The sequence below is a fragment of the Pseudomonas sp. 05N433 genome, assembly GCF_056396925.1.
This window is the reverse complement of sequence record NZ_JBFTML010000073.1, coordinates 1-21091: the sequence shown is the minus strand read 5'-3', so window position 1 is coordinate 21091 and position 21091 is coordinate 1. Positions and strand designations below refer to the sequence as shown.

The 21091-nt window shown below is 55.8% G+C and carries 24 protein-coding genes and 2 pseudogenes; 13 read left to right on the top strand and 13 right to left on the bottom strand.

The features are described 5' to 3' along the window. Positions 1–69: pseudogene (locus AC1DIS_RS27310) on the top strand (GNAT family N-acetyltransferase); the annotation flags it as partial. Positions 70–126: 57 nt separating this feature from the next. On the opposite strand, the gene AC1DIS_RS27305 reads toward AC1DIS_RS27310, so the two are convergent. Continuing rightward, a complete protein-coding gene (locus AC1DIS_RS27305; protein ID WP_018928247.1) occupies positions 127–987 on the bottom strand; it encodes a CAP domain-containing protein in 861 nt (286 codons plus the stop codon). A 248-nt stretch (positions 988–1235) separates the two neighbouring features. On the opposite strand from AC1DIS_RS27305, the gene AC1DIS_RS27300 reads away from it, so the two are divergent. The 3 genes from AC1DIS_RS27300 to AC1DIS_RS27290 all read left to right on the top strand — a co-directional run bounded on the left by AC1DIS_RS27300 (position 1236) and on the right by AC1DIS_RS27290 (position 3511). Next, the gene (locus tag AC1DIS_RS27300) at positions 1236–2048 is read left to right on the top strand and encodes an AraC family transcriptional regulator (RefSeq protein ID WP_457326912.1); all 813 of its coding nucleotides are present in this window, start codon (positions 1236–1238) and stop codon (positions 2046–2048) included. A 96-nt stretch (positions 2049–2144) separates the two neighbouring features. Next, positions 2145–2519 carry a cupin domain-containing protein gene (locus AC1DIS_RS27295; RefSeq protein ID WP_064616884.1) on the top strand — a complete coding sequence of 125 codons (375 nt, stop codon included), beginning with the start codon at positions 2145–2147 and terminating at the stop codon, positions 2517–2519. A gap of 170 nt (positions 2520–2689) precedes the next feature. Further along, on the top strand, positions 2690–3511 hold the full coding sequence (locus tag AC1DIS_RS27290; RefSeq protein ID WP_018928244.1) for a MinD/ParA family ATP-binding protein: 822 nt from the start codon (positions 2690–2692) through the stop codon (positions 3509–3511). A 48-nt stretch (positions 3512–3559) separates the two neighbouring features. Here AC1DIS_RS27290 and AC1DIS_RS27285 read toward each other — a convergent pair whose 3' ends face one another. Together AC1DIS_RS27285 and AC1DIS_RS27280 are read right to left on the bottom strand one after the other, a co-directional pair. Next, positions 3560–4045: an adenosine-specific kinase gene (locus AC1DIS_RS27285; protein WP_018928243.1), complete on the bottom strand. Its 486-nt coding sequence runs from the start codon at positions 4043–4045 to the stop codon at positions 3560–3562. 329 nt (positions 4046–4374) lie between these two features. Then, positions 4375–4938 carry a histidine phosphatase family protein gene (locus AC1DIS_RS27280; protein WP_082920833.1) on the bottom strand — a complete coding sequence of 188 codons (564 nt, stop codon included), beginning with the start codon at positions 4936–4938 and terminating at the stop codon, positions 4375–4377. A gap of 164 nt (positions 4939–5102) precedes the next feature. On the opposite strand from AC1DIS_RS27280, the gene AC1DIS_RS27275 reads away from it, so the two are divergent. Continuing rightward, positions 5103–5504 carry a DUF1801 domain-containing protein gene (locus tag AC1DIS_RS27275; RefSeq protein WP_477748838.1) on the top strand — a complete coding sequence of 134 codons (402 nt, stop codon included), beginning with the start codon at positions 5103–5105 and terminating at the stop codon, positions 5502–5504. A 6-nt stretch (positions 5505–5510) separates the two neighbouring features. Here the strand turns inward: AC1DIS_RS27275 and AC1DIS_RS27270 are convergent, their stop codons facing one another. Beyond that, the gene (locus AC1DIS_RS27270) at positions 5511–6434 is read right to left on the bottom strand and encodes a LysR family transcriptional regulator (RefSeq protein WP_019649489.1); all 924 of its coding nucleotides are present in this window, start codon (positions 6432–6434) and stop codon (positions 5511–5513) included. A 137-nt stretch (positions 6435–6571) separates the two neighbouring features. On the opposite strand from AC1DIS_RS27270, the gene AC1DIS_RS27265 reads away from it, so the two are divergent. Then, positions 6572–7627, top strand: coding sequence for a tartrate dehydrogenase (locus AC1DIS_RS27265; protein ID WP_111453716.1), 1056 nt, complete (start codon positions 6572–6574; stop codon positions 7625–7627). A gap of 107 nt (positions 7628–7734) precedes the next feature. Then, entirely contained in the window at positions 7735–9111 is a 1377-nt protein-coding gene (locus tag AC1DIS_RS27260) for a dicarboxylate/amino acid:cation symporter (protein WP_064616888.1), read from the top strand. Positions 9112–9259: 148 nt separating this feature from the next. Here the strand turns inward: AC1DIS_RS27260 and AC1DIS_RS27255 are convergent, their stop codons facing one another. Continuing rightward, positions 9260–9727, bottom strand: coding sequence for a GNAT family N-acetyltransferase (locus tag AC1DIS_RS27255; RefSeq protein WP_064621220.1), 468 nt, complete (start codon positions 9725–9727; stop codon positions 9260–9262). Positions 9728–9912: 185 nt separating this feature from the next. Between AC1DIS_RS27255 and AC1DIS_RS27250 the strand changes: the two genes are divergently transcribed. After that, positions 9913–10302, top strand: coding sequence for a c-type cytochrome (locus AC1DIS_RS27250; RefSeq protein ID WP_477781202.1), 390 nt, complete (start codon positions 9913–9915; stop codon positions 10300–10302). 117 nt (positions 10303–10419) lie between these two features. Beyond that, positions 10420–10755, top strand: a complete 336-nt coding sequence (locus tag AC1DIS_RS27245) for a hypothetical protein (protein ID WP_477744323.1) — start codon at positions 10420–10422, stop codon at positions 10753–10755. 263 nt (positions 10756–11018) lie between these two features. Here AC1DIS_RS27245 and AC1DIS_RS27240 read toward each other — a convergent pair whose 3' ends face one another. The 4 genes and pseudogenes from AC1DIS_RS27240 to AC1DIS_RS27225 all read right to left on the bottom strand — a co-directional run bounded on the left by AC1DIS_RS27240 (position 11019) and on the right by AC1DIS_RS27225 (position 13504). After that, positions 11019–11324 carry a hypothetical protein gene (locus AC1DIS_RS27240; protein ID WP_018928234.1) on the bottom strand — a complete coding sequence of 102 codons (306 nt, stop codon included), beginning with the start codon at positions 11322–11324 and terminating at the stop codon, positions 11019–11021. A 298-nt stretch (positions 11325–11622) separates the two neighbouring features. Further along, a pseudogene (locus tag AC1DIS_RS27235) lies at positions 11623–11904 on the bottom strand (hypothetical protein); the annotation flags it as partial. Between the two features lie 212 nt (positions 11905–12116). Next, positions 12117–12656 carry a hypothetical protein gene (locus AC1DIS_RS27230; protein WP_064616891.1) on the bottom strand — a complete coding sequence of 180 codons (540 nt, stop codon included), beginning with the start codon at positions 12654–12656 and terminating at the stop codon, positions 12117–12119. Positions 12657–12745: 89 nt separating this feature from the next. After that, complete coding sequence (locus AC1DIS_RS27225; RefSeq protein ID WP_019649478.1) at positions 12746–13504, bottom strand: sulfite exporter TauE/SafE family protein; 759 nt, start codon at positions 13502–13504, stop codon at positions 12746–12748. A 116-nt stretch (positions 13505–13620) separates the two neighbouring features. Between AC1DIS_RS27225 and AC1DIS_RS27220 the strand changes: the two genes are divergently transcribed. Continuing rightward, positions 13621–14559, top strand: coding sequence for a LysR family transcriptional regulator (locus AC1DIS_RS27220; RefSeq protein ID WP_192351389.1), 939 nt, complete (start codon positions 13621–13623; stop codon positions 14557–14559). Between the two features lie 98 nt (positions 14560–14657). On the opposite strand, the gene AC1DIS_RS27215 is transcribed toward AC1DIS_RS27220, so the two are convergent. Further along, entirely contained in the window at positions 14658–15218 is a 561-nt protein-coding gene (locus AC1DIS_RS27215) for a lipid-binding SYLF domain-containing protein (protein WP_086945340.1), read from the bottom strand. 348 nt (positions 15219–15566) lie between these two features. Here AC1DIS_RS27215 and AC1DIS_RS27210 point away from each other — a divergent pair, with 348 nt between their 5' ends. Continuing rightward, positions 15567–16046 (top strand): hypothetical protein, encoded by a 480-nt coding sequence (locus AC1DIS_RS27210; RefSeq protein ID WP_477744322.1) that lies wholly within the window; start codon positions 15567–15569, stop codon positions 16044–16046. A 12-nt stretch (positions 16047–16058) separates the two neighbouring features. Continuing rightward, on the top strand, positions 16059–16301 hold the full coding sequence (locus AC1DIS_RS27205; RefSeq protein ID WP_477781201.1) for a hypothetical protein: 243 nt from the start codon (positions 16059–16061) through the stop codon (positions 16299–16301). 125 nt (positions 16302–16426) lie between these two features. On the opposite strand, the gene AC1DIS_RS27200 is transcribed toward AC1DIS_RS27205, so the two are convergent. The 3 genes from AC1DIS_RS27200 to AC1DIS_RS27190 all read right to left on the bottom strand — a co-directional run bounded on the left by AC1DIS_RS27200 (position 16427) and on the right by AC1DIS_RS27190 (position 19336). Beyond that, positions 16427–16699: a hypothetical protein gene (locus tag AC1DIS_RS27200; RefSeq protein WP_086945343.1), complete on the bottom strand. Its 273-nt coding sequence runs from the start codon at positions 16697–16699 to the stop codon at positions 16427–16429. A 625-nt stretch (positions 16700–17324) separates the two neighbouring features. After that, positions 17325–18146, bottom strand: coding sequence for an AbiJ-NTD4 domain-containing protein (locus AC1DIS_RS27195; protein ID WP_477744321.1), 822 nt, complete (start codon positions 18144–18146; stop codon positions 17325–17327). 74 nt (positions 18147–18220) lie between these two features. Beyond that, positions 18221–19336: an FRG domain-containing protein gene (locus tag AC1DIS_RS27190; protein ID WP_477744320.1), complete on the bottom strand. Its 1116-nt coding sequence runs from the start codon at positions 19334–19336 to the stop codon at positions 18221–18223. 335 nt (positions 19337–19671) lie between these two features. Here AC1DIS_RS27190 and AC1DIS_RS27185 point away from each other — a divergent pair, with 335 nt between their 5' ends. After that, positions 19672–21033, top strand: coding sequence for an MATE family efflux transporter (locus tag AC1DIS_RS27185; RefSeq protein WP_477744319.1), 1362 nt, complete (start codon positions 19672–19674; stop codon positions 21031–21033). Positions 21034–21091: the final 58 nt, after the last annotated feature.

Genomic DNA, 21091 nt, shown 5'->3' with positions numbered 1-21091 from the left:
CGGTTGTATGAATCATTGGGCTATGTGCGTGATACGGGTTACTACACCTATTGCCTCGACTTGAAGTAGGCGCAAACTTGTGACCCCAGCGCCAGCCATTTTCTATGGACGGTTCGAAACCCTCACTCAAGGCGCGCCAAACAGCATCGTCCAATAAACCCCTTTGTTGCTGCGCGAATCGCTGGCGTACGCCGCGCCGACCTGGGTAAACATCGGGTTCATCAGGTTGGCGCAATGCCCGGGGCTGGCCAGCCAGCCGGACATCGCCTGGCTGGGCGAGCCTTGCCCGGCGGCGATGTTCTCGCCGATCTGCCGGCCGCGGTAGCCGGCGGCTCTGGCGCGATCCGCCGGCATATCACCGTCGGGGTCCTGGTGGGCGAAGTAGTTGCCGTAGGCCATTGCCTTGCTGTGCCCTTGCGCGGCGGCGCCCAGGGCGGCGTTCCAGGTTAATGGCCGTGCGGCGGCGAAGCGTTGGCGCCCACACATGCGTGGCCTGGCTCTTGCCGCGTTGACCTGCGCCAGCAACGTCTTGCCCGCAGCGCGCGAATCGCCGATACGCCCATCGAGCACCGGTTGCGCCAGCACCACCCGCCATTCGCTGCGGGCACGAGTGACACCGATGTCGGCGTATTGGGTATCGAGCAGCGCCCCACAGTAGTCGCTCTGGAGCATGTCGAACGCCTCATCGGCATCTTGCGCGCCGACCAGGCGGATGGTCCGTACCGTTACAGCCTGATAGCCGTTAGCCTTCAACCCCTCCCGCAAACCACCGCCATAGCCGATCGGCAAGGACAAGTCCGATTTCAGCGCCAGTGGCCGTAACGGCCTGACTGCACGCCCCGCGCAGCGGTCGGGATCGGCGCGGTAATCGTTGATGACTTCCACCAGTTGCCGTTCCCCACTGGCATGGGCGGGGCTGGCGAACAGCGGAAACAAAGGCATCAGGCACAGCGAAATAAAGCGGCAGCAGCGGACAGTCGGGCGCATGAACAGACAGCTCTGATGAGTTGACGACGATAAGGGTGGGATAAAGATGAGCAATAACCGCATGAGCGCTTCATTGGGCGAGCGTCTTTTACGGCACGGCTATGACTGCGGGTCTCAAAACTGGTTCACGAGGGGAACAGACAAATTTGACGGCTACGCTGAGAGGGCCGATTCAGACGGGTCACGAGTCTGGGACAGCAGACGCTCGCACTGGTAACGTACTGACATCATTCGAGTGGTACAGGGACATGACTAAGACCAAGGGCAACAAGGATTGGGTCAAGCGCTCGGCGCAGCCGTTGAAGATGGAGCGCATCGAAGCCTTTTTTGGCGGCCATGGCTTTACGCCGCATCGCCACGATACTTACGCCATCGGGCGAACGCTGTCGGGTGTACAAAGTTTCCAGTACCGCAAATCCCAGCGCCACAGCCTGCCCGGTAAAACCATCGTCTTGCACCCGGACGAGGTGCATGACGGTGAGGCCGGTACCGAAGCGGGTTTTCATTACCGGATGATCTACATCGAACCTGCCCTGATTCAGCAGGTGCTGGGCGGCAAGCCGTTGCCATTTATCGAGGGTGGCTTATCGAGCGACCCACGGCTGGGTGCCGCAACCCAGGTACTGCTGCAAAACCTCGACGCTTGCATCGAACCCCTGGAAGAAGACGATGCCCTTTACGATCTCGCGCAGGCGCTGGATACGCTCTCTGGTCAGCGTGGGCGGCGCAAGTCATTTGATTTTGCAGCGGCCGAGCGCGCGCGTGCGCTGATTCATGACTCGCTGGATCGAGTCATTACCCTGGATGAGTTATCCCAGGCGAGTGGTCGAGACCGGTGGAGCCTGAGCCGTGATTTTCGGGCGCTGTACGGCACAAGCCCCTATCGGTACATGACCCAGCGCCGGCTCGACCTGGCAAGAGCATTGATGATTGGGGGCCACTCGATGGCAGAGGCGGCCGTATGCGCAGGTTTTTTCGACCAAAGCCACATGACGCGTCAATTCGTCCAGACCTACGGCGTCTCCCCCGGCCGGTGGCTGAAGAGGTTGGGCCTTGATTGAGCAGGGTCCCGGCCAACTTGCACAATCATGCAATACGCAGCGTTAGGTCATCCCTAGAGTCAGGGCTCGATATCTTGTCCAATGAGGGTGACTTAAATGAATTCCCAGGCCTGCACCGCGATTAACTTTGCCGAAAAATATGCCTTGTTCAGCGAGCAATGGGCGCCAAAGGTGATTGCCGAAATGAACGACTATCAGTTCAAGGTGGTGAAAATCGAAGGCGACTTTGTCTGGCATTCCCATGCCGATACCGATGAAGCCTTCATCGTCCTTGAAGGCGAGCTTCGCATCGATCTTCGGGAGCGGGCCGTCGTGGTTGGGCGGGGAGAAATGTACGTCGTCCCCAAGGGCGTCGAACACAAGCCTTATGCAGAACGCGAGGTGAAACTGTTGCTGATCGAGCCGCGAGGTGTGCTGAATACCGGTGATCAAGCCGGGGAAAGAACCGCAATGAATGATGTGTGGATCTAGACGTTTTGGTGGTTTTTGCCGGCCTTTTCGTTGAAACGATTCGATGGAGGCCGGCAAAATGCCTCTCGTCGGGAGATAAAGCAGCTATTGCGCGCTTTTCAGCTATTCTTGCGGCATCTGGAGGGTGCCATTACGTGCTGGCACACGATGCGCAGGGAAGGGAAAGACAAATGGATGATGTGCATTGCGTGCAAGTTATCGCTGTGACTGGCGGTAAAGGGGGCGTGGGCAAGACAACGGTAGCGGTTAACCTCTCGTTGGCGTTGGCAAAAATGGGGCGGCGCGTCGTATTGCTGGATGCCGATCTTGGCCTGGCGAATATCGATATTCTGCTGGGGCTGACTCCGCGCTACACACTGGCCGATGTTCTCGAAGGGCGTTGCGAGCTGTCCGAGGCACTCATGCCTGGGCCTGGAGGCATTCGTGTGGCCCCGGCTTCTTCTGGTTTGCAGAACATGACTCATCTGGAGCCTGCGCAATACCGCGCGCTGATCCAGGCCTTTAGCGATATCGGCGACAAACTGGATGTGCTGATCATCGATACGGCCGCCGGTATCGGTGGTTCAGTGATCAATTTCATCCGCGCGTCTCAGGAAGTGCTGGTGGTGGTGTGCGATGAACCCACCTCGATCAGCGGCGCCTACGGGCTGATCAAGTTGCTCAACCTGAACTACGGTCTGCAGCGTTTTCGCGTGCTGGCCAACATGACGGGCAGTCCGGCGGAAGGCCGCAATCTGTTTGCCAAGCTGGAAAAGATTACCGAAATGTTCCTGGATGTCTCGCTGCAATACGTCGGCGCGGTGCCGAACGACGAAAGTGCGCACAAAGCCGTGCAGAAGGGACGCGCAGTGTTTGAAGCCTTCCCTCGTTCCAAGTGTGCTCAAGCTTTCCAGGCTCTTGCTCACAACGTCGACAGCTGGCCATTGCCGACTCATCCGAGAGGGCACGTGGAGTTCTTCGTTGAGCAACTCGTGCATAATTCCGGCAGGTGAGGCTGTCGACGGCGGCAGCCCATCGTTAGCTCAGCCGCGAAACGTGTTTCACAGCTTGTAGCCAATCTGCCGCAACAAATTCTTGCGCCACAGGATGTCTTCGTCGCCTTCAATGCCATCGGCACAGAAGCCATCCACGACGCCCAGGATCGCGCGTCCCTGCTCCGTCTCGGCAAGAATCACTTCGGTTGGATTGGCTGTTGCACAAAAAATGCGGCACACCTCTGGCACCATTTTGACGGCGTTCAACACGTTCAGCGGATAGAAACCGTCGCCGAGGAAAATGATGAAGCTATGGCCGGCGGCGATGGCTTGCGCGTTTTTCTGCGCAAGCTCGATCATGGCGGTATTGGTGCCAGACCATCGCACCAGGCATTTGCCGGAGGCTTCACAAAAAGCCACGCCAAACTGGATACCTGGCACGGCGTTTATCAACGCTTCGTGGAGGTCTTCAACGGACTTGATGAAGTGCGTCTGACCAAAGATGAAATTCGTCGCTTCCGGTTTGTCGATTTTCAACGTGATGAGTTGCATCTCAAACGCCTCCTGTCACGATGTCGCGGACCGGCATCGGGCCTCTATTCAAGCCGGGACGATCTCCTGCTCCTCTGGCTGTGTCTCCGGGTGGATGCGAACATCACCCAGTCTCCTCAAGGGATGCCCAGTTTCCAGCTGAACTTCTCGAAATCCCGGGCACTGATTTCGTGCTCGATCTGCAACCGCACGATCATGCGATTCCATTTGGTCAGTAACTTGAGCCGGCTCCTGATTGCAGTCCTTTGCAGAGGAATACAGATGAATATTAGCTCCAATTTGACCACCAGCCAGGGCGCCAGGATTCAGTCTGTGGCTGTCGTCGTACCTTAACGCGGTTTCATACGATAGGCCGTCGCGCTCCAGTACTGGTTACCATTGCTGGTATGGCGAATCCATCCGGTAGCCTCCAGGTGCTTGGCAATCATTCGATTCATTATTCCATGACCGAGCAGTAAAACAGGCCCTTCGTCGGCAAGGGATTGAAGCCGTTGAGCTGCCGTATTGGCGCGCATTCTGGCCTTACTGGCTGACTCGACCTTCCCCGAGAAACCGCACAACCATAAAACACGAAGAATAAATGCCCACGTAAACGGTGAAAGGCGCGGCAGTGTCCATCGTCCATGGGGCAGTTGCGCTTCGCAGAACATATCATCGACAACGCTGGCTTGAAGGCCTAGCGCTCGAACCGACGTCAGCGCCCGGGGCGCACTGCTCGACACGATCATTCTGGCGGTACGCGCCAGCGCCACACTCGATTGCGGGGCGGGTTGGTCGATGATTTCTGACAGGTCGTATTGCTCGATCCAGCGTTTCATATCGCGCGCTGAAACTTTGTCTTGCACGGCCAGATCTGGCTGGCCATGACGCATCAAGATAATTTCCTTTTCCACTGTTGCTACGTCCTTGTTTTGCTATTCCGTGAGTGGTTGCACTCATCGGAGATTTGAAGGCAAACGCCCCGTTGTGGGTCAAACTGCAGCGGCTGCGTTGTAGTTCTGTCAGCGATACTCCAGAGGCAGGCGAGCGACAATCATTATGAAGAGGGATAACCACCATGGGCAAGGAGACGGCCGGTTCAAAGGACACTGAGGGGCAAGGCTCTGCCTCTGCGCTGATTGAGGCGAAAATCAAGGCATTGGATGATTGGCGGGGCGCGACGCTCGCTCGGGTTCGAGCGCTCATCAAACAGGCCGACCCCGATGTGGTCGAGGAGTTGAAGTGGCGGGGTGTTCCGGTGTGGTCCCATGCCGGCATCATCTGCACCGGCGAGACGTACAAGAATGCGGTGAAGATGACGTTCGCCAAGGGCGCCTCGCTGGAAGACCCTTCAGGACTGTTCAACGCCAGCCTCGATGGCAACACCCGGCGTGCCATCGATATTCATGAGGGCGACCGGATTGATGAAACAGCCTTGAAGGCGCTGATCCGCGCCGCCGTGGCACTCAATCTGTCGTAGCGCCGTTCAGTCGAGCACAGATTCCGGTTCATCCAAGTGATCGATGTGCTTGAAACGCTCGACCAGAAAATCGATCAGGCTGCGCACTCGCGCCGACAGGTGCAACTGTTGCGGGTAGATGGCATAGACATCGGCGCGGGTCGGTGTCTGGTCCTCCAGCACCAGGCGCAAACGGCCACTGCGCACGTAGCGGGCGATGTCCCATTCGGCCCGCAGCAGAATCCCATGACCTTCCAGCGCCCAATTGAGGGCCACTTCACCGTCGTTGCAGCCTAACGCGCCACGCACTTTGACGTTTTGCGTGCGCCCGCCGTTGGTAAAGCTCCATACGCCGTAGGGCGTTTCGTTTTGCCGCAGGAAGATGCAGTTGTGTTGCTGTAAATCCGCCAGGCGTTGCGGCACGCCATGCTTTTCCAGGTACAGCGGCGAGGCGCAGAGCAGGCGGCGATTGGAGGCAATCTTGCGCGCATGAAAGGCCGCGTCCGGCAGCGTGCCAAAACGAATGCCCAGGTCAAACCCGTGAGTTGCCAGGTCGAGCGGGTGATCGCTGATTTCCAGTTGTATTTCCACCTCCGGGTATTGCGCGAAGAACGCGCCCAATGCCGGGCCGATGTAGCGACGACCGAAACCCAAAGACGCGTTGACGCGAATCAGGCCTTTCGGCGTTGCCCGGCTGCTGCTGATGAGCTGCTCGACCTCATCGATCTGCGTCAGGATGCGCGCGGCATGGGAAAAATACAGTTCACCTTCCGAGGTCAGGCTCATCGAGCGCGTGGTGCGGTTGACCAGGCGGATGCCCAGCCGTGCTTCCAGCGCGGTCAGGCGTTTGCTCACCGCCGGCGGGGTCACGCCCAGCTCTCGCGCCGTCGCGGCGAGGCTGCCTTTGTTGGCCAGCAGGTAGAAAAATGACAAATCCAGGGTCTGGCTCATTGGTAACTCAAATTCATCTATGTAGTGATTTGGAGTAACTCACGCTCATTTGCTCACTACATATACTCCGCTCACACCCTGATTGAACACCCCCGTTCGACAGGCACAACAAGAACGTAACGAGAGTGGAGTTGATGATGAGCGCATACAAAATTGCTGCGGTTCCAGGTGATGGCATCGGCGTGGAAGTGATCGCAGCGGGCGTCGAAGTGCTGCAAGCCTTGTCGAAAAAGTCCGGCTTCGAACTGGCCTTCAAACACTTCGACTGGAACTCGGATAACTACCTGAAAAACGGCTACTACATCCCTGAAGGTGGCCTGGAAGAACTGAAAACCTTCGATGCGATTTTCTTCGGCGCGGTCGGTGCGCTCAATGTGCCGGATCACATTTCCCTGTGGGGCCTGCGCCTGCCGATCTGCCAGGGCTTCGACCAGTACGCCAACGTGCGTCCGGCCCGCGTCCTGCCAGGGGTGAAAAGCCCACTGCATAACGGTGATCAGATCGACTGGGTGGTGGTGCGTGAAAACTCCGAGGGCGAATACTCCGGCAACGGCGGTCGCGTGCACCGGGGCCTGCCGGAAGAAGTCGCCACCGAAGTGTCGGTGTTCACCCGTGCCGGGGTCGAGCGCATTCACCGTTTTGCTTTCGAACTGGCGCGCAGCCGTCCGCGCAAGCACCTGACCATGGTCACCAAATCCAACGCCCAGCGTCACGGCATGGTGTTGTGGGACGAGATCTTCTACGAAGTCGCCAAGGACTTTGCGGACGTGAAGATCGACAAGGAACTGGTCGACGCCGTAACCACGCGCATGGTGCTCAAACCGTCGACGCTGGACGTAATCGTCGCCACCAACCTGCACGCTGACATCCTGTCCGATCTGGCCGCCGCATTGTCCGGCAGCCTGGGCATCGCGCCGACTGCCAATCTCAACCCGTCACGCAAATTCCCCTCGATGTTCGAACCGATCCACGGCTCGGCCTTCGACATCACCGGCAAAGGCGTGGCCAACCCGATCGCCACATTCTGGACCGCGGCAATGATGCTCGAGCACCTGGGCGAAGCGGCCGCGGCGAAACAGCTGATGTCGGCCATCGAAGCCGTGACCGAAAGCGGTTTGCATACCCCGGATCTGGGCGGCACGGCCACCACCCGGCAGATCACCGATGCAGTCATTGCGTTGATCAACCGCTGATATTTCCCACCGATTCAAAGTCGTACTGCGGCACAGCGCCAAGGGGCAGATCGCTGAATCTGACCCTTTGGCATTTCCTGACAACAATAAAAAATCAGGGCCCTGTCATGAAAAGAATATTTGGCAAACTCTACGTACAAGTGCTCATCGCGGTCATCCTCGGTGCCATTGTCGGGGTGTTCATTCCCGAGACTGGAGCTGCGCTCAAACCCTTGGGTGACGCGTTCATCAAGCTGATCAAAATGCTGCTTGCCCCGGTGATTTTCCTCACGGTGGTGACGGGCATTGCGCGCATGGAGAACATGAAAGAGTTGGGGCGTGTCGGCTTCCGGGCGCTGCTCTATTTCGAAGTGGTCTCCACACTGGCGCTGGTGGTCGGCCTGGTCGTGGTCGATGTGTTCAAACCCGGCGCAGGCATGAACATCGATGTCGCCTCGCTGGATACGTCCAGTCTGGCGACCTACACCACGGCGGTGAAACATGCGTCGTTCATGGACTTTGTGATGAACATCATCCCCGACACCATCGTGGATGCCTTCGCCAAAGGCAACGTCCTGCAAATCTTGCTGTTCTCCATTCTGCTGGGCGTTGCCCTGGCGCATGTCGGGCCGCGCGCAAAAGTGTTCGTCGACACGCTGGATAGCCTGATGCAAGGGATGTTTCGCATCGTCAACATGGTCATGCGTCTGGCCCCCATCGGTGCCTTCGGGGCAATTGCCTTTACCATCGGCAAGTACGGCTTCGGTTCGCTGTTCTCCCTCGGCAAATTGATGGCGTGCGTGTACCTGACCTGCGCGGTGTTCGTGATCTTCGTGCTCGGGCCGATCTGCCGCTACAGCGGTTTCAGCCTGTGGAAATTTTTGAAGTTCATCAAGGAAGAACTGTTCACCGTACTGGGGACCAGCTCTTCGGAATCGGTGCTGCCGCAGATGATTTCCAAGATGGAAAAGGCCGGCGTTTCCAAACCCGTCGCCGGGATGATCATTCCCTCGGGCTTGACCTTCAACCCGGACGGCCAGGCGATCTACTACACCATCGCCGCGATCTTCATTGCCCAGGCGACCAACACACCGCTGACCCTCATGGACCAGTTGATCGTGCTGGCGGTGCTGATGTTCACCTCCAAAGGCTCGGCGGGAGTGACCGGTTCGGGGTTCATCATCCTGGCGGCGACGCTGTCCTCCCTCGGCACCATCCCGGTGGCGGGCATGGTGCTGTTGCTGGGCGTCGATCGGTTCATGTCGGAAGCACGCGCGATCACCAACACCATCGGCAACGGCGTCGGCACCATGGCCATTGCCAAATGGGTCGGCGCGTTGGACACGGTGAAGATGAACAAGGCGCTGAACGGGGAGGGCGCGGAGGCAAAGCCCGAGATGGCTCAGGCGGACACTGTTGCTGTTGCGGCATCGACGCCAACCAGCGCGATGGCCTCATCGCGAGCAGGCGCGCTCCCACAAGGGGTGTATGTCGAGTCCAAGTAGCCGGGACCATGCAGCTCAAAAAATGTGGGAGCGGGCTTGATCAGAGGGGCGGTTGGRCAACCAGGCCTTCTTCCCCTCGACCGGTGCAACCGTGCCTTTGGCCTCGCGGAAACATTCGCTCCTGATCGAGGCGGTGTAAAAAACTGCGTCAAGGTGCAGCGTTCGGACGAACATAGTAATTGTCGAACTCGCCGCTTTCGACGAATTGGAAGCCATGACGGATGTAAAACCGATTCGAAGCGCTCTCTTTGAGCGCGCCCACCCTGACAGGGAGCGCGGCGGCATCCGCTTCTTTGAAAATCTGTTCGAGGACAGCAGAACCTACACCTGTTCCCTGAGCATTCGGTCGCACATACAAGTGGTCAAGTAGCAGTTCGTTCAGCTGAGGCTTGACCACAATAAAACCGACTCGCTCACCGGCCAGCTCAATGTGACGCGTGTTGCGACAATCAAAACCGTTGATAAAACGCTCACGTGCACGTATCGGATCAAATCGCCCAATCCGTTCAAGACTTTCGCGCATGGCCTCAATTCGAATGGCCACAAGATTGTCCAGGTCGGCGGGGTGAGCCGGAACCAACATTACTGGAGGACTTTCAACAGGTATGACGGACATCGTTTGCACTCTAATCATCACGGGGAGCCAGCGCCAGTACGATGGATTTCATTCTGGCCCTTCTGCAGCGGCGCTAATGGAGCAAAGAGAGTTATAGATTAGCTTCAAGGCTTCGATGTGGGCGCCAGTCATGATGAAATAGCCGCCCGCTTTTGCTGTCAGCAACGCCTGATTTGGAGCCGAACATGAAAAACGCCGCCGTACTCACCTTGGCCTTGATGCTCAACATGGGGGTGTTCAGTACGCAAGCAGCAGCGGCTGGCGATGCCGAGGCGGGCGAGAAACTGTTCAAGCGAATCTGTGGCGGCTGCCACCAGGTAGGGAGTTCGGCGCGAGGTTTTTTTGGTCCGCAACTCAATGCGATTTTCGGGCGCCCTGCGGGCAGCACGGCGGACTACCAGTACTCAGACGCGATGAAATCATCAGGCGTCGTCTGGACCCGCGAAACTCTCACCGCCWACATCGAAGCGCCAAAAACAGTGGTCCCCGGCACCCGCATGATTTTCTGGGGCCTCAGCGATCCGGAAAAGATCGAAAACCTGTTGGCCTATCTGCAGACGTTTCAGCCGCAATGATCGGAGCCTTATCGATCCGCTTTTTTCAGTGCTGAGTGATATCAATGGGCCACTTCATCCGTTAGAGTATGCGCCGCCCGAGAGATGGATCCCGGGTATTTCTAATGGAGTGACACAGTGAATTACCTCAGCAAAGCGGTTGCCGTAGCCCTGTTTGGCCTGGTTCTGGCGGGTTGCACCGGCACCCCGATGAAGACCCAGCAATACGACAGCAGCCAGTACACCATTGTCGGCCACAGTGAAGCGACCGCCACTGGCCTGCTGCTGTTCGGCGTCATCCCGATCCAGCAGAACAACCGCTTCATCCGCGCTCAGGACGCGGCCATCAAAGCCAAGGGCGGCGATGCCATGATCAACACCCAAGTGCAGGAAAACTGGTTCTGGGCTTGGGTCCTGACCGGCTACACCACCAAAATCTCCGGTGATGTGGTCAAGCTGAAAACCGTTCAGTAAGTGCAGTGCGCCTTCAGTCATTTCAGCTGCGGCGCATTCCTTGTAGCAGCTGCCGAGCTCGCGAGGCTGCGTTCGGCTGCGAAGCAGTCGTGAATCCGACTGACGCGGTCTGCCTGATGCACCGCAAGTTCTGATCTTACGACTGCTGTGCAGCCGAACGCAGCCTCGCGAGCTCGGCAGCTGCTACAGATCGCATTACGGCTTAGGACATCGACCGGGGTGAGGCACATCCAGATGCCATCACCCGGCTCATTGATCGAACCTCACGCCCACGCTTTTCCGAGTTCCTCCAGACCGGCGTTTTGCAGGTCCTGCGGGTTCATGACCACACGGAATTTGCAGTTGGCCTGGAAGTTGAGGAAGAAGGGTTCCGCATACCCGGGTATTTCGGAGGGATCCACGATATCGATCAAAAAAATCCCATTTCGCATGCCATCTTGCTCAGTGAAATAAGTCGCCTCGGGCTTAATGGTGTCCAGGATACGGTTCATGATTTCGCCGACCTTCCCCGACCTGACAAACGCGTTGAAAGGCTCATGGGGAAACTCGACCATCAGTAGCATTTTCATTATTTGATACTCAGTTTGAAGTGGCGCACTCCTTACCCGGATCCTTACTCCTGGTTTTGATGCCGCAAGCCGTGCCCGCGGTGTGTGTGGTTAAGAATAGCGAAGGGTGAGAGGGCGTCGGGGCGGGGTTACGGACGGTCGTTGTTGATGATTCAGCGCGGGCGCTAATTCGCTGAAACCCGCATCTATACTGCTTCGGGCGAGCATCGATGTAGTCGGGTACTAAAAAAAGCATGAAAAAACCCGGCTGATGAGGCCGGGTTCTTTGGTCGAGTGTTGCGGTAAAGCCACTCACTCATGCTGCACGGTTTTCGATCAGACGATCCGAACCACCTTCAGCGACGCGATTCTCGATCAGACGATCCGAACCACCTTCAGCGACGCGGTTTTCGATCAGACGATCCGAGCCGCCTTCAGCGACGCGATTCTCGATCAGACGATCCGAACCACCTTCAGCGACGCGGYTTTCRATCAGRCGATCCGAGCCGCCTTCAGCGACGACCGGGTGAGCAGGGGAAGCGGCGAAAGCGTTTACTGCAAAAACCGAGAAAGCGATGCTGAGAAGGGTTTGGCGTTTCATGATGGTGTGCTCCGGGGTGTTATTGGTTGGGTATGGAGCGGATGTTACGCCGAGGATTTTTTATGAGAACTTCATTGACGTGATGGTGACTATCGACGTCAACAATGGTTGAAACGTGGTGGGCAACCCCAGCCAATCTGGCGGTGCTGGGAGTGATGCTCTATGCCGCGACAGCCAGGCTGACAACGGTGGTCAGCGGTGTAAAGAACCACTTACTTCAGCGTGAATGTTGCTTTGAGCGGCATGACTACCTTGCGCAAGTTGTCTTTGAGGGTGATTTCCAGCGTCCAGACGCCTACGGGATCGTCAGGCTCACCGATGAAACCGATCACGGGGGCGGCGAGATACATGTTGTTCGGATCCCCTTTAAGACGCCCTTGAAAACAAACGGCATCTCGCTGATTGATCGATTCTGTACCGTTCGGCCTTGTGGCTTTCAAATCGCACGTGATGTTGGCTTCGTGATTGGCATTGAGCTTCGGGTTTGCAAAAAACGTAAGCGCGAAGATCCTTTCACCTCGGCTGACTATTTGGGCTTCGGTAAATACTGGAGTGGTTTCGGCCGGCGTATTCCACTTTTTCTCCCAGTCGGGATCGGAAGTGATTAACAGCGAGCCACCAAACTCTCCGATGGTTCGTCTTGATTCAGTGTCCGGGATTGGATTGCCGTTTGAATCCTTCCAGTAGCCGGCCTGTGCACTGGTCCATGAAAGAGAAATCACGATGAAAGCGGTGAGCAATCGACGGTTCATGAACGACTCACTCTCAATAGACGATGGAAATGGCGTAATGCCTATGTGAAATGCCTTGCTCCGCTTGAGTGTAGCGGCAGAAAACGCGCTTACACGAACAGGTCATAGGACAGTTTGCCGATCAGGATCAGCAGCAACACCAGGAACAGCGCCCGGACAAAGGGCACGCCTTTATGAACCGCCAGCCAGGTGCCGGTCAGCGCGCCGAGGATGTTGAATGCGGCCATGGGGATGGCGATCAGGTAGAGCACGTTCCCCGTCGGAATGAAGAACATCAGCGCTGCTACGTTGGTGGCGATGTTCACCAGCTTGGCCGACGCCGAGGCATGCAGGAAGTCGAAGGCGAAGCAGCGGATGAACAGGAAGATCAGGAAGCTGCCAGTGCCGGGCCCGAACAGTCCGTCGTAGAAACCGATGGCGCCGCCGATGACGATCGCCAGCAGTTTTTCCTTGGTGCCGATGTGCATGGGCTTGTGCAGGGCACCGAAGTCCTTTTTCCAGAAGGTGTAGATCGCCATCAGCACGATCAACACCAGCACCGCTGGCCGGATCACCGACTGTGGCACGAACGACACCGTGGCCGCTCCGAAGAAGGACATGACAAACGCCGCACTGGCGGCGGGGATCACCAGACTCCAGTTGATCACCACCTTGCGCACGAAGGATCGGGCCGCGAATGCAGTGCCGCAGGCTGCCGCAACCTTGTTGGTCCCCAGCAGCGCCGCTGGTTGTGCCGTGGGTAGCACGTTGAACAGCGCGGGTATCTGGATCAGTCCACCGCCGCCCACCGCCGCATCGATCAGGCCGGCAGAGAAGGCGAATACGCAAAGGATGACAATATCGATCATGGAATCAGGCTCTGACGGTGAAAGGTGGGTGAGAGTCCGGGGTTGAACGGAAGGTTAACCAAAGCGCTTTTTTTGTGTTGCAATGCCACGTTGTGAAAAGTGCAACGAGGTGGCGCATGGCATTGGATATGTTGGGGGAACTTGAAGCCTTCGCGACGGTGGCTCGCAAGCGCAGCTTCGTCGCGGCAGCACGAACTCTGGGGCGCTCTCCCAGCGCGCTGACCCGCGCAGTTCAGGCCTTGGAGGAAAGTGTTGGAGTCAAGTTGTTCAATCGCTCCTCCAATGCCGTGAGCTTGACCGAGGCGGGTGAGCGCTTGTTGCCTCACGCTTACAAAATGCTGGATCTGCAACGTGAGGCGGATGAAGACCTGGCCGGCATCAGTGGCCAGGCCTACGGCTGGGTCCGCTTTTCCGCCCCCGAGTTTCTCGGGCACGGGGTATTGCCCCGGCTGATCGCGCAGTACGCCGAGCGTTATCCGGACGTGAACGTCGATGGGATTTTCACCGATGAAACCATCGACCCGGCCAAGAGCAAACTGGACTTCTCGATTCGCGGCGGGTATCCGCAATCCAGTGACCTGATCGGCTTTCCACTCTGGAGTTATTCACGTTATCTGTACGCCAGCCCCGAGTATCTGGAGCGGCACGGGATGCCCGACTCCATCGAGGCGCTGGAGGCGCACTCGCTGATCCTGCACACGGCGCCGCGGATTCTCAAAGAGTGGAATTTTCGCAGTGAGGCGCAGGCCATCAGCGTTCGGGCTCATCCCAAATTTCGCTTCAACTCCGGTTCGGCGGTGTTCCAGGCGGCCCTGGCAGGCCTCGGTATTGCCCGCCTGGCGGACTGGCTGGCAGAGCCCGAAGTGCAAGCGGGGCGCCTGCTGCGGGTCTGTCCCGAGTACAAACTCACCTCCAGCAGTGGTGAGAGCCCGCAGATGCACGCGGTGTACCCGGCCGGGAATCTGCCGCAGCGGGTGAAGTCGTTGCTGGAGATGATCCGTGGTTTTGGTGAAAGTCTTGATCGAAAGCATGCAGTAACGCTCCAGGGGGCCTGACGCATCACGAATCGCGGACATAAAAAAGCGGGCGCCACTCGGCTGCCCGCTTTCATTTCACTTCACCGCTTGCGCCCGCAAGCGCCAAACGACCGGTTTCAGCGCTTGATCCGGGAAATCTTGGTTCCTTCGATGCTGACCCCAGCCATTAATCCCTGCTGGTCGAAAATGAACGCGTAAGCATCGTCCTTCAGCGTGGAGCTGGACAGATTCTTCGCCACCCCTTCATCAACCACAACAACAGTGGGGCCTACGCCAATTTCCCAACCCTTGGTTTCACGTAAATAGTTCACGGCTTTATCGGTCATCAGGAACACCACATAGCCATATGACTGGGCGCCTGCCTGCAACCCCCAGGACCCGGTTACGGAGTTGTAATAGTCCTCGACTTTCTTACCCATCAACAATTCGCCTTCGCCATAGCTGCCGCCAAACACCAGGCCCGCCTTGATGATTTTCGGGAAGACAAGAATCGCTTTAGCGTCGTGTGAGATTTTTTCGGCAACTGGTCTGGCCTTGTAGAGCGTTTGCAACGCTTGCCGAGAGTCGACATTCAGATCCTCGGCGGTTGCCGCACCAGCAGTGTTCAGGAAACTTGCCGATGCCAGTGAGGCTGTCGCAAGGACGATCGATAGGAAGAACCGCATTGACTGAGTCATGTTAGTACTCCGATACGGGAGCATTGGATGTGAGCAGCAGTCAGCACCTGCCCTCGGCAGAATCCGGGCCTGCTGAAATTATCCGGCGCACCCTAAAGTGTGTGAGCTACTGGCGTCGCCCTTGAATGAAGCAGGCCAGAGGCCTGTGATCAGTAGCGATGCCATCACTGGTTTCGACCTCTGCGTGTTGGCCGGGTTCGAAAAAAACAAAACGGGTGCCTGACAAGGCGCTGGCATCATTCAAGTACTGACAAACCGAGTACACACCTTGCCAGCAGGGTGAAATGATTTGAATCCAATGCGCTCCTTGTAGAGAATCGCCGTCTTTGCCTCGAAAGGATGCGGGCGATGAAGTTCGAAGGGACTTTCCAATACATGGGCATTCACGGGATCGTCTTCAACGTCTCGCAGATCACCCTTACCGACAGCGAACGCGGACGCCTGCGCGAGCTGCATTTTGGCGAGGCGAAAAGCGCCCATTATGAGGTCAACAGCAAGGTCGTCGAGCTGTACGACAAGATGCAGGCCAAGAGCTTGCCGTGCGTGATGATGATCGGTATCTCCAAGCCGCTGACCCGGCAACAGGGCGACGCCCTCAATGCCCAGCGCACCACCATCGCCAACCTTGCAGCCACTGCCTTCACTGCCGCCACCAAAGCCGTGGCCCCCTCTTACGTGGCAATACCTGTAGGCGCCGGTGTGCGCACGTATGCCAATGAAATCCTACCCACCTACCATGCGGGCGACGTACTGGTCAGCATTGAGGCGCAGGTCAACGGCGGTATCGGCCCGCAACGCACCCTTTCGACATTGATCATCAAGACCTGACTGGAGACGTACATGTCCGTAATTACTCAATTGGTCATTGCCTTGGTGTTGTCCTTTCTGCTTGATCAATTCCTCAAACCGTATCTGCTACGCAAGTGGCTAGGAGTGGTGTTGGTGGCGGCGGGTGCGATTGGCTGCGTTGTGGCAGGTCAGATCCGCTTGTTGGGGTTTGATCTGGGGTTGCTGTCGGTTTTTGCCGTGGCGATAGGGATGGKATTGTTCATGAAGCGGCGGCGGTTCGAGCAGATTGACTGAAGGGATGTAGGGATTTATCGCTACCAGGGATTAGTCCTATCGCTATGCAGGAGCTGTACAACATCGCGATAAAGCGTTCACGCCATATCAAAAAAAAACGGGCGCCGGTCAGCGCCCGTTTTCATTTACTCCGCCGTCTGCGCCCGCAAGCGTCTACCGATCACATCCATCAAGTCACACCCATCGCGCAGGGGAATGGCCAGCAGTTTGGCAAAATCCGACAGCACCACCGTGTCGCAACCGATCTCGGCGCGGAAGGCGATGTTTTCCAGCACCTGGGTGACCGTGCGGATGCGGTAGTCGGCCATGGCTTGCAGGACGTCGAGTGGGGCTTGGGTGTCGATGAGCAGGGAGGCCGGGATCAGGTCGATTCCGGTGAGGGGCATGTATCTATCCATGTTTGAAAACTCCGATCAATGCAAAGGTTGACTGCCCCTCAATCGTCGCCAAACGAGTGGGTGACAGCTGTACGCAGGTTGGCGAACCGGGATCGGAATACCGGCAGACCCGAAGGTCTCCCGCGCACAGCTGCCATAAAGACAGCTTTGCGAGCGTGCAACAGCGTCTGCAATAAAGCACAGAGCTTTTGCACCCGATCGAACAGGTCGCCAAACCTGGTCGCCATGTGGGCGACGGGGCGGACTATAAGCTTTGATGGGGTAGGGGGCAAGGTGGAGGCATCTGACTTTTGTGTAGGATTAGCGTGCGGACTTGATTAGCCAATAACTTATTAGAAGTGGTGGAGCAAAGTTTGTAATTTGTTTTTTGCGGATATAAGGTTTCAAGTAATGTCGAATGAGTATCTACGGATTTTATTAATGATAAGTTGTTATTTCTTTAAATCTGGTTTTTTGCGGCGAAGATAGAGTTGTATTGTGGGGTGGTGTCTAAACCCTGATCGCATAAAAGGCGGGCCTTTCTCTTGTTATTGTATTCTTGGGTTAAGTGTGAAGCTAAAACTCCGTGGTTTTGTGTGTGTTGATGAGAGATTTAAATTTTCATCTGTGCCCCCGAGATAAGATTTTATGCTAGCTGAGCCTTTAAATAGTTTACGAACGATGTGCAGGAAAGCATAAAATATCGGGCGTCAGCAGCAGATAGCTTCGGTTCATCAAGCATGGCATGACGAATACCACCTTCATCGCTAGTATATGCGTAGAGTTTGACGAAACCATCTTTGAGCGCAGAATGAAGTTTCCCTTTTTTCTCCAATGCTTTGAGCGCGTCACTTAAGGTCGCTTTTGGGTTTTCCGCTACGATTCGAGCCATACTTTCAACTGCTGATATCGACTCTTTAATTGAGTTCCGATAATCGGGATTGTCACGGCTTGCATAAAGTTCAAGTGCGCGTTGTAAGTGAGCAGTTACACCGGAAAAACGGGAATCGGCTAGCGCCGAATCAAGCATTTCCAGTTCCTGTGTGCTTGTGATGTCTGTAATTTGCTCTGAAACGAAACGATAAGCGGATAACTCTCTTTCTAGGAAGTGGTTTATATATTCTGCTAATCGAGAGTTTGAGTTCTTGTGATAAGTTACRGTGAATTCTAAAAAGTCATATATTTCATGCCATTCGCATTTAAAGAAATAGGTGCGAATGTCTTCAAGAATTTTATACGTGCGATCAGGTCTTGAGTCTATGGTTTTTTTAAAGAAGTGGAACCAAAGCGCTTTGCTAAATGGTTGAATGACTGGTTCGTCGTAGTTGCAATAAAGATAGTTTTTTGTGGACCATAAGGACACATCTAGTGCATTCCACAAAGAGTTGCGAAGCTCAGTGCTCATTGAGTTAACTTGAATCGTTTCAGACTGCGTCTTCAAGCCTTTACGTTGACTGAAAGTTTTCATTTGATAATTGACCTGTCGTATGTTTTTTGAGTTATGTTATGGGTGTTTTATACGGTTTTTTGTTGAGATAATGCTCAGGGTAAGCTGAATGTATTTATGATTTTTTCTATTTCTGCTCGTGCAGATATTAGCTGTTCTGTAGTTGTTTTTTCTGGGGAATGAACTGTGTCGTTTCTAATTTTTCTTATTCGGTCAATACGCTCACTCATTTGTGAATCAAGGATATTTGAACTTCGAAGTAATTTTATTGCCTCAGGTGCGGAGTAAACTTTTCCGCCTCTTGACCTAGAAAGTGTTAATAGATGGGACTCTAGGTTAACCCATGCTTGAAGCAGTAGACCTAGTTGGCCAGGCTCTGTTTCAGTGCCGAGCTCTTTACTGAGCTCTTGACATAAACGATGAATTCGGTCGCCTTTAGGATAGAGTGCGATCTCTGGAATTGGTGAGAACCCGGTGCTCCAGAATGTTTTTGATATTGGTATTTTGAACTTGGCAATAAGTCTGGCGTTGAAGTCGAATTCGTCTTTTGATACGAAGTCGATTGTTGAATCGTCTGTTCCTGCTAAGTACCCCTCTTGGTAGTAAGGTCTAAGTGCGTCTGGTGGGCAGATACTGAGGAGTCGAACGTTTACTAAGTCGTGCTCGGAATTAATTGATATTCTATTTGTTAGGTATGGAAGGCCGAATACAAATATATATGCATGTTTTTTGACGTTGTTAAGAAAGGCGAAGCTGCAAGCTACTCGCACGGATTGACTGAAATCCATTAGTGGGGTTGGGCATACTTCGTAGTGTTGAAGGATGCTCCACTGGATGTATCTTCTTTTTTTTACGTCAGCAGCACCATCTATTCTTTGCTTAATAAAAGAGTCTGCTAATCTCTTGGATGCTCCCGAAAGTATCTCAAATCTTGTTTCTAATTCTTGCTTTGTCGTGCGTTCACCTCTGTATATTGACGGATAAAATGTTGAGGCTCCGGCCTTGTTGATGTAGTCATTTGCTTGGCCGCGAAAGAAGAGTAAGTGGTCTTTGTTTATGTAAGATAATTGTGCTACATGCTTCATTAGTTCGCGATATGTGTTTACAGGGAATGCATCGTGTCGACTGATGTCATTTTCCCCAATGTGATTTTTAAGATCTTCCGTTAACGTCCCAGTAATTTTTCGCATTGTTCCTTCCCCGGTTTCCATTGGACCCTGCGAAGCCCTTGGGAAAGATTATAGAACGGAAGTCGCAATAACCGGTGTTTTGACCTCCGAGCAAATGGGACATACATTTTTCATACCATCTGGAACGTCTGATTGAGTGTTTTTCGAGGGGGGCGTAGTTTACTCAATCGGAACGGGGTAGACCCCGCTGGCCTGCCTAGCTCCAGAAGAACGTATATCGGTCCACAACAGATGTTGAGTTCGAATGGGGAGCGAATAGTGTTCTGCACTGATTTCGTGAACTACAAGCGCACTGTTCCCATTTTCCGTAGCGTAGAATCCCCAAAACGCCAGCCCCCACCCGAGACGGACCCTCAATGCAAACCCCAACCAAACCCCAACACCCCCTCTGGCAAACCTACCTCCTATTCCTCGCCCCCATGGCCCTTTCCAACTTCCTCCAGTCCATGTCCGGCACCGTCAACAGCATCTACATTGGCCAATTGCTCGGCACCCAGGCGTTAGCGGCGGTATCGGGCATGTTCCCCGTGGTGTTCTTCTTCATCGCCCTGGTTATCGGCCTCGGTGCGGGCGCTGGGGTGTTGATCGGCCAGGCCTGGGGCGCCCGTGAGCCGCATCTGGTGAAGGCCATCGCCGGTTCGACGTTGCTGTTGGGGGCGATGATCGGGTTGGTGGCGGCGGTGTTGGGCAGTGTGTTTGCCCGGCCGGCGTTGCAGGGGTTGGGCACTCCGGGGGATGTGCTGGACGATGCGGTGGCGTATGCCCATGTGATGATGTGGATTTTGCCGTCGCTGTTGGTGTTTGTGTTGTTCACGCAGTTACTGCGCGGGGTGAGCGATACGCTGTCGCCGTTGTTGGCGCTGGTGGTGTCGACGTGTGTCGGGCTGGCGCTGACGCCGGCGTTGATTCTCGGGTGGTTGGGGCTCCCGCCTATGGGGATTCAGAGTGCGGCGTGGGCGGGGTTGGCGGGTAACTTGTCGGCGATGGGGTGGCTGGCGTGGCGGTTGATTCGCAAGGGACATCCGTTGGCGCCGGATCGGGAGATGTTTGCGGCGATGCGGCTCGACAGGGTCATCCTCGGCAAGGTGTTGCGCATCGGGCTGCCGACCGGGTTGCAGATGGTGGTGCTGTCGTTGTCGGAGCTGGTGATTCTGGCGCTGGTGAACCAGCACGGGTCCCAGGCGACGGCGGCGTACGGGGCGGTGACGCAGATCGTCAATTACGTGCAGTTCCCGGCGCTGTCGATTGCGATCACGGCATCGATCCTCGGCGCGCAGGCGATCGGGGCAGGGCGCCTTGAGCGCATGGGGGAGATTTTGCGCACCGGGTTGTTGATCAACGTGTGCCTGACCGGCGGCCTGGTGCTGTTGGGTTATCTGCTGTCGCACTGGTTGCTGGGCTTGTTTCTTACGGATGATTCCACCCGGGCAATGGCCGAGCACTTGTTGCACATCATGCTCTGGAGCCTGTTGGTATTTGGTTTTCAGGCGATTGTCGGCGGCATCATGCGCGCCAGCGGCACGGTATTGGTGCCGGTAGCGGTGTCGATCGTTTGCGTGGTCGGGGTGCAGTTGCCGGTGGCGTATCTGCTGGATACGCGCTTCGGGCTGCCAGGGGTGTGGATGGCGTTTCCGGTGGCGTATCTGGGCATGCTGATGCTGCAGACGCTGTACTACAAAATGGTCTGGCAGCATCAGAAGATCGAGCGGTTGGTCTAGGGGGCGTTCTCCATTAGTTTCCCGGCCCTTCGGGTTGTGCCTTAAAGCGGGCCAGCCT